This is a genomic window from Ruegeria sp. AF7, assembly GCF_056541885.1.
In genome coordinates this window covers 166,587-179,677 of sequence record NZ_JBQFYX010000002.1, presented here as the reverse complement: position 1 = coordinate 179,677, position 13,091 = coordinate 166,587, and the positions used below count along the sequence as shown (strand labels likewise).

General features: G+C 57.7%; 13 protein-coding genes. 11 read left to right on the top strand and 2 right to left on the bottom strand.

Annotation, left to right across the window (positions count from 1 at the left end; all coding sequences use genetic code 11):
• Positions 1-82 precede the first annotated feature (82 nt).
• From ACR0AP_RS06370 to speB, 9 genes are all read left to right on the top strand, one after another.
• Positions 83-376 carry a (2Fe-2S)-binding protein gene (locus tag ACR0AP_RS06370; RefSeq protein ID WP_480476910.1) on the top strand — a complete coding sequence of 98 codons (294 nt, stop codon included), beginning with the start codon at positions 83-85 and terminating at the stop codon, positions 374-376.
• On the top strand, positions 324-809 hold the full coding sequence (bfr, locus tag ACR0AP_RS06365; protein ID WP_209597970.1) for a bacterioferritin: 486 nt from the start codon (positions 324-326) through the stop codon (positions 807-809). The genes ACR0AP_RS06370 and bfr overlap by 53 nt, the downstream gene beginning before the upstream one ends.
• On the top strand, positions 769-2,316 hold the full coding sequence (locus ACR0AP_RS06360; protein WP_480506032.1) for a di-heme oxidoreductase family protein: 1,548 nt from the start codon (positions 769-771) through the stop codon (positions 2,314-2,316). Before bfr ends, ACR0AP_RS06360 begins: the two co-directional genes overlap by 41 nt.
• A 3-nt stretch (positions 2,317-2,319) precedes the next feature.
• Positions 2,320-3,330 carry an imelysin family protein gene (locus ACR0AP_RS06355; RefSeq protein ID WP_480506030.1) on the top strand — a complete coding sequence of 337 codons (1,011 nt, stop codon included), beginning with the start codon at positions 2,320-2,322 and terminating at the stop codon, positions 3,328-3,330.
• Positions 3,331-3,333: 3 nt separating this feature from the next.
• Positions 3,334-4,419, top strand: coding sequence for a DUF1513 domain-containing protein (locus tag ACR0AP_RS06350; protein ID WP_480506028.1), 1,086 nt, complete (start codon positions 3,334-3,336; stop codon positions 4,417-4,419).
• A 100-nt stretch (positions 4,420-4,519) separates the two neighbouring features.
• Complete coding sequence (gene speA, locus ACR0AP_RS06345) at positions 4,520-6,409, top strand: biosynthetic arginine decarboxylase (RefSeq protein WP_480506026.1); 1,890 nt, start codon at positions 4,520-4,522, stop codon at positions 6,407-6,409.
• A 22-nt stretch (positions 6,410-6,431) separates the two neighbouring features.
• Positions 6,432-7,655, top strand: coding sequence for a saccharopine dehydrogenase family protein (locus ACR0AP_RS06340; RefSeq protein WP_480506024.1), 1,224 nt, complete (start codon positions 6,432-6,434; stop codon positions 7,653-7,655).
• 85 nt (positions 7,656-7,740) lie between these two features.
• Positions 7,741-8,910, top strand: coding sequence for a carboxynorspermidine decarboxylase (gene nspC, locus ACR0AP_RS06335; RefSeq protein WP_480506023.1), 1,170 nt, complete (start codon positions 7,741-7,743; stop codon positions 8,908-8,910).
• Positions 8,907-9,749 carry an agmatinase gene (gene speB / locus ACR0AP_RS06330; RefSeq protein WP_480506021.1) on the top strand — a complete coding sequence of 281 codons (843 nt, stop codon included), beginning with the start codon at positions 8,907-8,909 and terminating at the stop codon, positions 9,747-9,749. The genes nspC and speB overlap by 4 nt, the downstream gene beginning before the upstream one ends.
• Here speB and ACR0AP_RS06325 read toward each other — a convergent pair.
• The gene (locus ACR0AP_RS06325) at positions 9,746-10,336 is read right to left on the bottom strand and encodes an HD domain-containing protein (RefSeq protein WP_267365093.1); all 591 of its coding nucleotides are present in this window, start codon (positions 10,334-10,336) and stop codon (positions 9,746-9,748) included. The genes speB and ACR0AP_RS06325 overlap by 4 nt on opposite strands.
• Before the next feature lie 101 nt (positions 10,337-10,437).
• Here ACR0AP_RS06325 and ACR0AP_RS06320 point away from each other — a divergent pair, with 101 nt between their 5' ends.
• Positions 10,438-11,271 (top strand): LysR family transcriptional regulator, encoded by an 834-nt coding sequence (locus ACR0AP_RS06320; RefSeq protein ID WP_480482118.1) that lies wholly within the window; start codon positions 10,438-10,440, stop codon positions 11,269-11,271.
• A 2-nt stretch (positions 11,272-11,273) separates the two neighbouring features.
• Here ACR0AP_RS06320 and lptF read toward each other — a convergent pair whose 3' ends face one another.
• Entirely contained in the window at positions 11,274-12,413 is a 1,140-nt protein-coding gene (lptF, locus tag ACR0AP_RS06315; RefSeq protein ID WP_480506019.1) for an LPS export ABC transporter permease LptF, read from the bottom strand.
• Between the two features lie 442 nt (positions 12,414-12,855).
• On the opposite strand from lptF, the gene ACR0AP_RS06310 reads away from it, so the two are divergent.
• On the top strand, positions 12,856-13,068 hold the full coding sequence (locus tag ACR0AP_RS06310; protein WP_480493678.1) for a hypothetical protein: 213 nt from the start codon (positions 12,856-12,858) through the stop codon (positions 13,066-13,068).
• Positions 13,069-13,091: the final 23 nt, after the last annotated feature.

The following is a 13,091-nucleotide window of genomic DNA, read 5'->3' as shown; positions in this document are numbered from 1 at the left end:
TACCGGGGGCTTGCCTGCCCCCGGTACGCTCAGCACGCTGACCCGCCAGCCCTCAGAGCCACACAAACCCAAGCCAACATTCATGATTGTCTGCCACTGCACCAACATCTCGGACCACGACATCCGCGCAGCCATCGACTGGATGCGAACAGCCGACCCCCGAACCATCATCACCCCCGGCAAGGTTTACCGTGCTCTTGGAAAATCGGCGGATTGCGGCGGATGCATGCCTCTGTTTCTGGACACGATGCGGTCAAGCGATAATCTCGAAGTACCCATGCAACTCCGCGCCCTGCGCGCGGCAGTATCACAGGAGAGTGCAGATGAAGGGCGATCCAAAAGTCATCGAATATCTCAACAAATCTCTGCGGCATGAACTGACTGCAGTCAGCCAATACTGGCTGCACTACCGGTTGCAGGAAGACTGGGGGCTTGGCCACATGGCCAAGAAAAGCCGCGAGGAAAGCATCGAAGAGATGGGCCACGCGGACAAGCTGATCGAACGGATCATCTTTCTGGAAGGCCACCCCAACCTTCAGAAGCTGGACCCGCTTCGGATCGGTCAAACACCAAAGGAAACGCTGGAATGTGACCTTGCGGCCGAGATCGATGCACGGGCCTTGTACAAGGAAGCGCGCGAATACTGTCGGGATGCCGGCGACTATGTCTCGATGTCGCTGTTCGAAACGTTGATGTCCGATGAAGAGGGCCATATCGACTTTCTCGAAACGCAGCTCGACCTCTATGAAAGGATCGGCGAAGCCAATTATGCGCAACTCAACGCATCGAAAATGGACGAAGGCGAATAGCCTTGTCGCCCTGTCGGTGGTGGCTTTCGCGGCCACCCCTTCCCTGTCAGCCGAGCTGCAGGATCTGCATCTGAATGTCACCCCCCGCACTGACGATGAACGCGCCCGAATTGCTGTTGTGACGGCGGCGCCCCAGGATTTCAACGCACCGCAGCAGTTTGAAGAACTGCCCGCCGGGGCTTCGACTGTTCGGGTCCGTACGGACGCGGATGCGTTCTCGCAACCGTCAGACAACCTGAGCTTTGAACAGGAGCTGAACTTCAAAGTCGGAAACGGACTGTTCAAGAAGGTCTGGGTTTCGTCGCCCTCATCGACACTCGCCTCTGACGGGTTGGGGCCGCTCTATAACGCGCGGTCGTGCCAGCGCTGCCACATCAAGGATGGGCGCGGACACACGCCAAACGGGCCCGATGACAACGCGGTTTCGATGTTCTTGCGGGTCTCGATCCCAGGCACGTTGGAGGATGGTTATGCAGCGATCGAAGATTACATCGCCACTCTGCCCGAGCCCACCTATGGTGGACAGATGCAGGATTTCGCACTGGCAGGTCATCCAGCGGAATACCGGCTGGACATCTCATACGAAGAAATCCCGGTAGAGCTTTCTGACGGTGAAACCGCCTCACTGCGCCGCCCGACTTATCAGGCAGCCGATCTGGGTTATGGCCCGCTGCACCCGGACGCGATGCTAAGCCCACGGGTCGCGCCGCAGATGATCGGGCTTGGCCTGTTGGAAGCGATCCCGGTCGAAGACCTGCTTGCCAGGGCCGACCCGGACGATTTGGATGGGGACGGCATATCGGGCCGCCCGAATATCGTCTGGTCGGTCGAGTTTGACACGCCGATGATGGGCCGGTTCGGTCACAAGGCGGGGATGCCGACAGTTATGGAACAATCGGCTGCTGCTTTTGCCGGGGATATCGGCATATCGAACCCACTCTACCCTGCTCCGCACGGGGATTGCACCAATGTGCAGGTGAACTGCATCCAAGCCCCGCATGGCGACAATGATGAGCGCGGCTTCGAGATCGATCATCAGGGTATGGACCTGGTCGCTTTCTACAGCCGCAATCTGGGGGTGCCGGGTCGCCGCGACATGGACAACCCCAGGGTCCTCCGCGGGAAAAAGGTGTTTCATGCAACCGGCTGCGCGTCATGCCACACACCGTCACATGTCACTCATCGGATGGAAGACCGGCCCGAGCACAGTTTTCAGCTGATATGGCCCTACACCGACCTGTTGCTTCATGACCTGGGCGAAGGTCTGGCCGACAATCGCCCCGAGGCCCGCGCAACGGGCCGGGAATGGCGCACGCCGCCTTTGTGGGGTGTTGGCCTGACCGAACGCGTCTCGGGCCACACAGAGTTTCTGCATGACGGGCGTGCGCGCGACTTGCTTGAAGCAATCCTGTGGCATGGCGGTGAAGCGCAGGCTGCCCGCGACACCGTTATCTCGATGCCCAAAGCCGACCGTGACGCCCTGATCCAATTTCTGGAGAGCCTCTGACCCATGCGAGTTCTTACCCTTGTTGCAGCGTTGATCATGCCACTTGCCGCGCAGGCACAGGATCGCGCGCCGATCCTGATGGATGTAACAGAAACCCATATCCTGCCCCGGTTCGACACGCTCCCGGAAACGACGGGCGCGCTAGTCAGTGCATCACTGGTTGAGTGCGATCCGACCTCACCGGCGCTGCGCGCGGCCTACGATGCGGCTTTCGATAGCTGGATATCCGCCAGCCACCTGCGGTTTGGTCCGACCGAGATCGATGACCGCGCTTTTGCCATGGCTTTCTGGCCCGACACGAAAGGGTTCACATCCAAAGCGCTATCCCAGCATATCGAAGCTCAGGATGATGCCGTGCAAAGTCCGGAGGCCTATGCCGAAACGTCCATAGCAGGGCGCGGGTTCTTTGCTCTCGAACGGATGTTGTTCGATCCTAATTACGCGGAACAGGGCAATGCCGAATATCGCTGCGCGCTGATCAGGGCGATCACGGCGGATATCGATGCCAATGCCCGCGCGATGGCGCAGGACTGGCACAGCTATGCCCCAAGCCTTACCCAACCCCAAGAGAACAGACGCTACCGGACGCAGGACGAAGCAATGCAGGAGCTGTTCAAGGCCTTGGCTACCGGTCTTGAGTTCACGGCGGACACTCGGCTGGGTCGCCCCATGGGGACATTCGACCGCCCCCGTCCGAACCGGGCCGAAGCGTGGCGGTCCGGGCGGTCTTTGCGCCATGTGGAACTTTCGCTGATATCCTCGCGGGATTTAGCCGCACGGCTGTCTTTTGACCACGCCGAAATCGCATCGGAACTGGATGCAGCGTTTGCACGTGCCATCCAGAACGCTCAATCCATTGACGATCCCTCGCTGGCCGGGGTTTCAGATCCCCAGGCCCGGTTCCGGATCGAGGCCCTTCAACAGTCGATCCACGATATCCGCACCATCGCCGTGACCAAGCTGGGTCCGACATTGGGGATCAGCGCAGGATTCAACGCGCTGGACGGAGATTAACCCATGACGTCACGCCGCCATTTTCTTGCCGGTCTTGCCGCAGCCGCGATTTCCCCGGTCCGCGGGTGGGCCTCGGCCGGTTCGCCTGATTTTCTGGCCGCAGGGCTGTTCCCCGGCGGGTCCTTTCGACTTGCCGGTTTAAGCACGTCGGGCGAGCTCGTGTTCTCCGTGCCTCTACCCGGACGCGGACATGCGGCCGCAGCCCACCCGCACAAGGCCTTAGCGGTCGCGTTCGCCAGGCGTCCGGGCACTTTTGCCATCGTCATCGATTGCTCAACCGGCGCGCAGATTGCGCAGCTAAAGGCCCCTGAAAGCCGCCACTTCTATGGCCACGGCACATTCTCGGCGGATGGCGCGTACTTTCTTGCCACCGAAAACGATTACGAAGCCGGGACTGGCATCGTCAGTGTCTGGGATGCTGAAAGCTTTGCGCGTCTGGATGAGTTTTCATCTGGCGGAATAGGCCCACATGACATACGCCTGATGCCCGACGGGGAAACGCTGGTGATTGCCAATGGCGGGATCGAAACCCACCCCGAAACCGGGCGCACAAAGCTGAACCTGCCGACGATGGCACCCAACCTGAGCTATCTCACCCTGTCGGGCAGTATCCAAGAGCAGGTGTCGTTACCTCACGAGCTTCACAAGAACTCGATCCGCCATCTGGCCGTGCGACGTGACGGTCTGGTTGGTTTTGCCATGCAATGGCAGGGCAGCAAGTCCGACCATCCGCCCCTGCTGGGCCTGCATCGTCAGGGTGAAGCCCCGCGCCTGCTGGCGGCACCGGATCACGAACAAAGCATGTTGCAGGGATACGCTGGCAGCGTCGCGTTTTCAGCCGACGCCGATATGATCGCAATAACCTGTCCGCGCGGCAATGCGCTGCACCAGTTCGACATAACCAGCGGCACACTCACCGGCGCCTTCGCGCTTGAGGATGTCTGCGGGCTTGGGGCCGGGGCGGGCGGGTTGGTCTTTACCACGGGAACAGGCGCTTTCGGGACATTGATGGGCGCGCGCCCAGCTGTTCGAACCCGCGCCGAATGCCAATGGGACAATCATCTGATCCCGATCCACCCGTCCGCGTAAAATTCGGAATCCCCAATCAGATAGTTTACACTTGGAAGAATCAAACTGCTGCCGTATTGGCGGGCGCGAAACTGGCACCCTACGTTAAGGACCGACTTGATTGAAACAGACGCCCGACGCACCGCATTCCATCTACGGAGTTGAGAAATGGGGCAAAGGCCTCATCGAGGTGACCGAACAGGGCGAGATCGGTCTGCGCAATCCCATGGCCCCCGAGGCAGCGGCGATTAGCCTGCCCGGTATCCTCAGCGATCTGGACGACCGCGGCATCAAGGCACCGATGGTCCTGCGAGTCGCGTCTTATCTGGAACACGAAATCACCCATCTGAACGAAAGTTTCCAAGATGCGATTACGCGCGTGGGCTACTCAGGCAGCTATCGCGGCGTATTCCCGATCAAGGTAAACCAACAGGCCCAGGTTGTTGACCGGATCGTCGAGTTTGGGAAGAAATACAACTATGGGCTCGAGGCCGGCTCCAAACCCGAACTGGTGATTGCGCTGGCGCATCGCCTGGCCCCCGAAGCGCTGATCGTGTGTAACGGTGTCAAAGATGCCGAATTCATCCAACTGGCTATTCTAAGCCGCAAGATCGGGTTCAACACGGTCATCGTTCTGGAAAGCCCGAAAGAGGCCGACACGGTAATCGAAGTTTACAATGAACTGGGCATCGAGCCCCTGATCGGTGTTCGGGTGAAGCTGACCAACCAGATCAGCGGCAAATGGGAAGAAAGCTCGGGCGACCGCTCGGCCTTTGGGATGAACACCGATCAGCTTATCGCCACCGTAGACAAGCTGAAAGACGCAGGGTTGCTGCATTGCCTCAAGCTGCAGCACTCACATCTGGGCAGCCAGGTTCAGGATGTCAACGATGTGCGCCGTGCTGTGGGCGAAGCCTGTCGCTATTACACCGAGCTTACGCGCGAAGGCGTGCCATTGACCCACCTGGATCTTGGTGGCGGCATGGGGGTCGATTACACCGGCGAAAAGAAAGCCGCCGAAAACTCGATCAACTACACGGTCGAAGAATACTGTGCCAATGTCGTCGAAACCGTGGCCTACGCCATGGACGAGGCAGAGGTGGACCACCCGACACTGGTCACGGAAAGTGGGCGTGCCGTGGTGGCGACGTCCTCGATGCTGGTCTTCAACGTGCTCGAAAGCACGCTTTACGATGCGCCCAATGGCCCCGAGGTTGATCCAGATGACCACCACTTGGTCTCGGACCTCGCCGCGGTGCACGGATACCTCTCTCGCGACCGCCTGCAGGAATGCTGGAACGACGCCACCTTCTATCGTAACGAGCTGCGCGCCCTGTTTCGTCGCGGCTATGTCGACCTGCGTCAGATGGCCCGGGCCGAACGGATATACCTGTCGCTGATGGCGCGGCTCAAGGCGTTGGCCGCGTCAGAGGATCTGGAAACGGACCTGAATGACCAGCTTGAAAAGGTTGCGGATATCTATCACTGCAACTTCTCGCTGTTCCAGTCGCTGCCAGATGTCTGGGCCATCGACCAACTGCACCCGATCGTGCCGCTGCAATATCTGAATCAGGTCCCCGACCGTCGCGCCGTGCTGTCCGACATCACCTGCGACAGCGACGGCAAGATTGACCGGTTTATTCTGGCCGACGGTGTGTCCCCCAGCCTGCCGGTGCATTCCCTGCCTGAAGAGGACGAATACTTCATGGGTGTCTTCTTCGTCGGTGCCTATCAGGAGACATTGGGCGATCTGCACAATCTCTTTGGTGACACCAACGTGGTCACCATCGACCTGCGCCCGGATGGCGGCTTTGACCTGCTGCACGAACAAGAGGGCGACACGATCAGCCAGGTTCTGTCATATGTCGAGTTCGACCCGCAGGATTGCGTCGCCGCCTTCCGCAAAATGGTGGATGAGGCGATTTCGACCGGCGCCCTGAAAGCCAAGGACCGCAAAACCCTGATGAGCGCTTACCGCGACTCGATCAACGGTTACACCTATTACGAATAACCCCTGAGAGGAGATCACCCCCATGGGCACTTTGAGTGGCAAAACACTGGTTGTCGGCGCGGGCGGCGTATCCCACGCTGCCGTGCACAAGATGGCAATGAATTCGGATATCTTCACCGAAATCACACTGGCCAGCCGCACGAAATCGAAATGCGACGCGATCGCCAAGTCGGTGAAAGACCGTGTGGGCGTTGATATCGCGACCGCCGAACTGGACGCCTACAAGGTCGAAGACACCGTAAAGCTAATCAAGGAAACCGGTGCTGAAATCCTCGTGAACCTCGCCCTGCCCTATCAGGATCTGGTGCTGATGGACGCATGCCTTGAGGCGGGCATTCATTATGTGGATACGGCAAACTATGAGCCCGAGGATGAGGCCAAGTTCGAATACCACTGGCAATGGGCCTATCAGGAACGGTTCAAAGCGGCCGGTTTGACCGCCATCCTTGGTTCGGGCTTCGATCCCGGTGTTACATCGGTCTTTGCCAAGTGGTTAAAAAAGCACAAGCTGGACACCATCCGTCAGATCGACGTGTTGGACGCCAATGGCGGTTCGAACGATCAGGAATTTGCCACCAACTTCAACCCCGAAATCAACCTGCGCGAAGTGCTGGCCGAAGTGCGCCACTGGGAAAACGGCGAATGGAAACACTCCCCCGCCATGACCCACAAGGTCGAATTCGACTTCCCCGCCATCGGCCCTAAGAACATGTACCTGATGTATCACGAGGAACTGGAATCGCTCTCGACCCACTTCCCCGAGATCGAGCGCGCCCGCTTCTGGATGACATTCGGTGACGCCTACATCACCCACGCCAAGGTTCTGGAAAATGTCGGCATGACCCGCATCGACCCGGTGATGCATGACGGCAAGGAAATCATCCCGATCCAGTTCCTGAAAACCCTCCTGCCCGATCCCGGTGATCTGGGCGCGGAAACCAAGGGCAAGGCCTGCATCGGCGATATCGCCACAGGTCAGGCCAAGGATGGCTCCGGCGAAAAGACCTATTACATCTACAATATCTGCGATCATCAGGAATGCTACGCGGAAGTCGGCAGCCAGGCTGTCAGCTACACCACCGGTGTCCCCGCCATGATCGGCGCGGCGCAGGTGCTGAAAGGCAACTGGACCGAGCCCGGCGTTTGGAACATGGAACAACTCGACCCGGACGACTTCATGGCCATGCTGAACGAACATGGCCTGCCGTGGCAGGTCCATGAACTCGACGGCCCGGTCACCTTCTGATCCGCTTCAGCTTCATCTGGCCCTAAATATCCCGGGGGTCCGGGGGCAGCGCCCCCGGCCTCTCCACCAAACGGAGACGCCGGTTATGTCCGACATGATGACCACACAGGCCGGAGACGCCGGCGCCTTCCGCAATTTCAACCTCTCCCGTGTACCCAGCCCTTGCTTTGTCGTCGACGAAAAGGCGGTTGAACGGAACCTGAAAATCCTCGCTGATGTCGGAACCCGCTCCGGCGCGCATGTTCTCAGCGCGCTCAAGGCGTTTTCAATGTTCTCACTGGCCCCACTGGTGCGCCAACACCTCGGCGGCACCTGCGCCTCAGGTATCTATGAAGCGCGGCTGGGACGCGAGGAATATGGAGGTGAAGTCGCAACCTTCTGCGCCGGGTACAAAGACGCCGACATCGACGAAATCCTGTCGCAGTCCGATCACGTCATCTTCAACTCCGCTGCCCAAAAGGACCGGTTTCTCGCCAAAGCCCAAACCGCCAAAGTGCAGGTTGGCCTGCGCATCAATCCGGAACATTCCGAAGGCGAGGTTCCGAAATACGATCCCTGCGCCCCGTGCTCGCGCCTTGGCACACCGGTCAGCCAACTGACCGCCGACACCTTGCGCGGCGTTGACGGCTTGCATATGCACACTCTCTGCGAACAGGGGTTCGAACCGCTGCAACGCACGTGGACCGCCATCGAACCGAAGATCAAACCCTACCTTGATCAGCTCAAGTGGCTGAACTTCGGCGGTGGCCACCACGTCACCCGTGATGATTATGACCGCGACGGGCTGGTGGCCTTCCTCAAGGACATTCGCGAAACCTATGGCATTGATGTTTACCTTGAACCCGGTGAGGCTGTGGCGCTGGACGCAGGTATTCTGATCGGTGAAATCCTCGACCTGCCGACCAACGGCATGAACCTCGCGATCACTGATATCTCGGCCACATGTCACATGCCCGACGTGATCGAGGCCCCCTATCGCCCTGCCCTTATGGATGAAGCCAAAACAGGCCATACCTATCGCCTTGGCGGCCCGTCCTGTCTGGCGGGTGACGTGATTGGCGACTACACTTGGGACAAGCCGCTGGAGATCGGACAGCGTTTTGCCTTCCTCGATCAGGCACATTACTCGATGGTCAAGACAAACACTTTCAATGGCGTCCCCCTGCCCACAATCGCCCTGTGGAACAGCGAAACGGACGAGCTGAAGATCATCCGGCAGTTCGGATATGACGACTTCAAGGACAGACTCTCATGAGCATTTTTCTCGACAGCGAATTGACCGCATCCGAACGCACCGAAGATGCCCGCTTTCGCGTGATCCCGGTGCCTTTGGAGCGCACGGTCTCTTACGGGGCCGGCACGGCCAAAGGCCCCGAAGCAATTATCGAGGCCAGTAATGAACTGGAACGCATCACCGGTCACGCTGAGCCCTGTGTCGAAGGGATTTTCACCGAAGAACCGCTAAATTGTGACGGCCCGTTGCCCGAGGTAATGGAACGCCTTGCGCACCGCACCGAAGCTGCAATTCGGGCTGGAAAGGTACCGGTCACTTTGGGCGGCGAGCATTCCCTCAGCTATGGCGCGGTGAAGGGTGTGGCCCGTGCGCTAAACCAACCCATCGGCATCGTCCAAATCGACGCCCATGCCGACCTGCGCAACGCTTATCAGGGCGAAAAACACTCTCACGCCTCAGTGATGCACCTGCTTGCCGAAGAAGGCGTTCGGTTCGCCCAGTTCGGTGTTCGCGCTTTTTCAACTGAAGAGGCCCAAAGCCGACTGAGAAACCACGTCTTTCACGTGGATGCCGAGGAACTGGTGACAGGTAACATCCATTCGGTCGACCTGCCTGCAGACTTCCCAAAGCTGGTCTATGTCAGTTTCGACGTCGACGGGCTGGATCCATCGCTGATGCCCGCCACCGGAACACCGGTGCCCGGTGGGTTGGGCTATTACCAGGCACTGCGGCTGGTCGAGCACGCGCTCAAGGGGCGCAGATGCGTGGGCTTCGATGTGGTTGAGCTGGCCCCGGACGGCAATTCCGCCTGGGACTTCACCACAGCTCAGATTGTCTATCGCCTGATGGCTGCCTGTTAATCTTCGGCAGTTTCGTTCAGTTCCATATGGCCTTCGCCCTTGCTCAGGATGCGGCGCAGCATGGGTTCAAAAAACTCCAGCGGTTTCGTCGGATAGTCTGGGTCAAACGCCTTCTGATCGTATTCATGGCAGAAATAGCGGCAGTCCTCCCAATGGGGGCTGTCGCGATACTTGTCGCGCGCGTTTCGGTCTCCTCCAAGGTGGTGGTTGTAGTAGTAACCCTGAAACACGCAATGGTGCTTGAGTATCCAATAGGTTTTCTCGCTGACATAGGGCTTCATCATCGCCGCTGACAGCTCTCCATGGTTGTAGGGTGACAGAATATCACCGGTATCGTGGATTAGGGCAGCGACCACCAACTCCTCTTCCGCGCCATCCTCATAAGCCCGGGTCGCGGCCTGAAGGCTGTGCTGATACCGGTTGATGGGATAGGGTGTCCATTCCTCGTCCAGTGACCGAATGGCGTCCAGAATGCGATCCGGCAAGGCGGCATTATACGCCTCTTCATAATCCATAACGGCGTCCCAGTCGGCCTTGGTGGCATTCTCAAAACTAGTCCAGGTCGGTTTGTGGCTTTTGTCCAGCATGGCTGATCCTTTGGCGTGTTTCCCGAAGCCGACAATATTACGAGTCGCAACTTCAAAAAAATGAATTGATTTTATCACAACGATCAAAAAATACTCTCGGTATGCGAACCAAAGCTTTGGAAACCTTTCTATGTGTGGCGGAGACAGGTGGTTTTCATGCCGCTGCCCGTAAGCTGAATGTAACTCAAACGGCCGTCAGCGCGCGCATTCATCTGATCGAAGAAGAAACCGGCAGACCACTATTCACCCGCGGAGCCGGTGGCACTTCGCTGACCGAGTTTGGCCAACAATTCAAACCGTATGCAGAACAAATACTATCCCTTTGGGCCTTCGCGTCGCGGGATTTACCGTTGCAGACACAGAACCGTCCAGCGCTTCGGTTGGGTAGTCAGCTTAGCATCTGGGACCCTTTGCTTGTGGATCTGGCTGTTCGGTTTGAACAGCGCTTTGACAAACTGCTGCTGACACTGAATTACGACCACGATCTGAACATGGTTGAAGCTGTTGCGACCCATGTGCTGGACGTGGCGATCACGCATGAAACGCCATCAGACCGACGCGTCACCTATCACGAGCTGGAACCGGAGCTTCTAACCCTGGTCAGAACCCCGCAAGCAGCAACAGCAGAAAACGATTTGGTCTTCGTCAACCTTGAACTTGGAGAGATTTACCAAGATCACATCAGATCGGCTGTGCGACGCGCCTCGGGGCAGACCTTGTTTCTGGGTAATTGCATGATGGCACTACGTTATGTCCTGCAAAGAGGCGGATGCGGCTACTTCCCCGATTACGTTACTTCGCAACATCTGGCTTCGGGTGCACTCGAACCGGTCGAGGACAGTGTGAGCCTGCGGCTGCCAATGTATCTGGTCGCCCGTGGTGATCGCGAAGAATTCGACGACATTCGTTGTTGTCTGGAAGAACTTCGAACCTGAAATCAAGCGGGTGTTGGGATGACCTCGGACCCGCGCGCACGTTTCCGCAAAAGCGGACGACCTGCGACAAGCAGAAAACAGCACGAAATCAGCACACCCATTATGGCGGGAAGGTAAAGCAGCGCCCAAAGCCTCGGGTCATCAATCACAACCGGGGACACAAACCCGCGAACGCCTTCAAGCAGTACAAGTATGGTAAATGCACCCAAAATCTGAGGCCACAATCCAAACCGTGAAAAGCTGCCCAGCATCAGGGTCGAATACCCCGCCAGCGACACGGCGATGCAAATGGCTATCCAGGAAAATCGCTGATGCAGTTCTTCGATCAATTTACCCTGGCTGAACCCCTCGGTTTCTGAAATCGTATCCCGGTAGAGGATCAGATCAGAGGTCGGAATGGCTTCGAGGCTGCGGTTCGTCAACGGGCTTGCGTTCGTCAGTTGCGAAATGTCGTATGATGCGTCCTGAAACAGGGTCGAGGAGAGAACCCTGCCCGCCTTGTTCAGGCGCAGCGCCACCCCGTCGACCATCACCAGATGAATTCCCGCGTCGTTATTGACCAGATAGGCCGTCACACTGGAATAGCTGACTGCGTTTTCCGGGTCGCGCCGATCGGATACGAACACCTCGTGCAACGTACCGTCCAAATCGATGCCACCGATGTAAACCGTAACATCTTCGGCGGGGTGCAGAAATTCGCCTTCATTCAACAACTGCGCTGTCACATCTCCTGCTACTTCGGCTTGCCGGTATTCCAATTGTTGGACCGATGCAGGGCGCAGGAACACACTGATGGCAGCCATCATCAGACCAGTGATCACACCGAACAAAACAACGGCCCGCGCTAGTCGCCACGGGCTTGACCCGGTTGCCAGCATCACTGTCATCTCGCTTTCGCGACTCAATCTGTTGGTCGCATAGACGGCAGCCGCAAATACCGCCATCGGCATAACCGTACGAACAAGCGTTGGCAGGGTAAGCGCGGTGAATTCAAGAAACACCATAGCGGACTGGCCACCGCTGATGACTTTGTCAAACAGGCTGACAGAACGGGTGATCCAGAAGACACCCACCAGGACGAGGGTGAAGAAGCCGAATAAAACCAGCAATTGCCGCAGAAAATATCCATCAAAACGCGACATATATCCTCATCCGGCTGATTGCGTCGTGGCCGGACAATAAGTCAATCGCCCACCCAAGGAAACCTCGATTACCGCCTCAGAACCGGCATCGACGGCAACCTAGTTATTCGGACATAGGAAGGGCGCGCTCAACCACAAGCGCGCCCCGGCCACAGGAGGGAAAAACAAAACAGCGTCATGTACCGAACGTGAGCGCCAACTCGTAACAGTTGTAAGTAAAGCGGGATTCTAGTGATTGGTCTGTGATTTAGTTCACCTTTGAACCGGTCACATGAACACTCTTATGGACAAGAACCCCAGCAAAAAGTTAACGACACGTTAACGCCTTGTTTCCAGCCCATTCACTGTACTACCCACATAGTGATACCTGTCGGTTTTGGGAATGTCCGTGACAGGACGATTGCAAATAACAGTATCAGTTGGCACAAGGGGTCCGATGGCAATGCATAAACCTTCGACATCAGAAGCCGCTGCACTGAATGCGCAATTACTGAAAAAGACCGACTCGGATTACGATGTCGCTATGTGGGCCGCGTGTGCATTGATGGCGCTCCACTCAGACAAACCAGCGGTGTTTCAAGAATATCAGAATATGTGGGCTGAAAAACTGGATGCGGTACGCCCGCACGAAAAAACAGGTGCCAACAAAAGATAACAACAGGTCACGATGGCCTCGCG

Excerpts from the sequence above, each read along its gene's own strand:
- ACR0AP_RS06360 (WP_480506032.1), top strand. The coding sequence starts at position 769 with ATGCGCAACTCAACGCATCGAAAATGGACGAAGGCGAATAGCCTTGTC.
- nspC (WP_480506023.1), top strand. The coding sequence starts at position 7,741 with ATGTCCGACATGATGACCACACAGGCCGGAGACGCCGGCGCCTTCCGC.
- ACR0AP_RS06370 (WP_480476910.1), top strand. The coding sequence starts at position 83 with ATGATTGTCTGCCACTGCACCAACATCTCGGACCACGACATCCGCGCA.
- ACR0AP_RS06320 (WP_480482118.1), top strand. The coding sequence starts at position 10,438 with ATGCGAACCAAAGCTTTGGAAACCTTTCTATGTGTGGCGGAGACAGGT.
- ACR0AP_RS06340 (WP_480506024.1), top strand. The coding sequence starts at position 6,432 with ATGGGCACTTTGAGTGGCAAAACACTGGTTGTCGGCGCGGGCGGCGTA.
- ACR0AP_RS06355 (WP_480506030.1), top strand. The coding sequence starts at position 2,320 with ATGCGAGTTCTTACCCTTGTTGCAGCGTTGATCATGCCACTTGCCGCG.
- speB (WP_480506021.1), top strand. The coding sequence starts at position 8,907 with ATGAGCATTTTTCTCGACAGCGAATTGACCGCATCCGAACGCACCGAA.
- ACR0AP_RS06310 (WP_480493678.1), top strand. The coding sequence starts at position 12,856 with ATGCATAAACCTTCGACATCAGAAGCCGCTGCACTGAATGCGCAATTA.
- ACR0AP_RS06325 (WP_267365093.1), bottom strand. The coding sequence starts at position 10,336 with ATGCTGGACAAAAGCCACAAACCGACCTGGACTAGTTTTGAGAATGCC.
- bfr (WP_209597970.1), top strand. The coding sequence starts at position 324 with ATGAAGGGCGATCCAAAAGTCATCGAATATCTCAACAAATCTCTGCGG.
- lptF (WP_480506019.1), bottom strand. The coding sequence starts at position 12,413 with ATGTCGCGTTTTGATGGATATTTTCTGCGGCAATTGCTGGTTTTATTC.
- ACR0AP_RS06350 (WP_480506028.1), top strand. The coding sequence starts at position 3,334 with ATGACGTCACGCCGCCATTTTCTTGCCGGTCTTGCCGCAGCCGCGATT.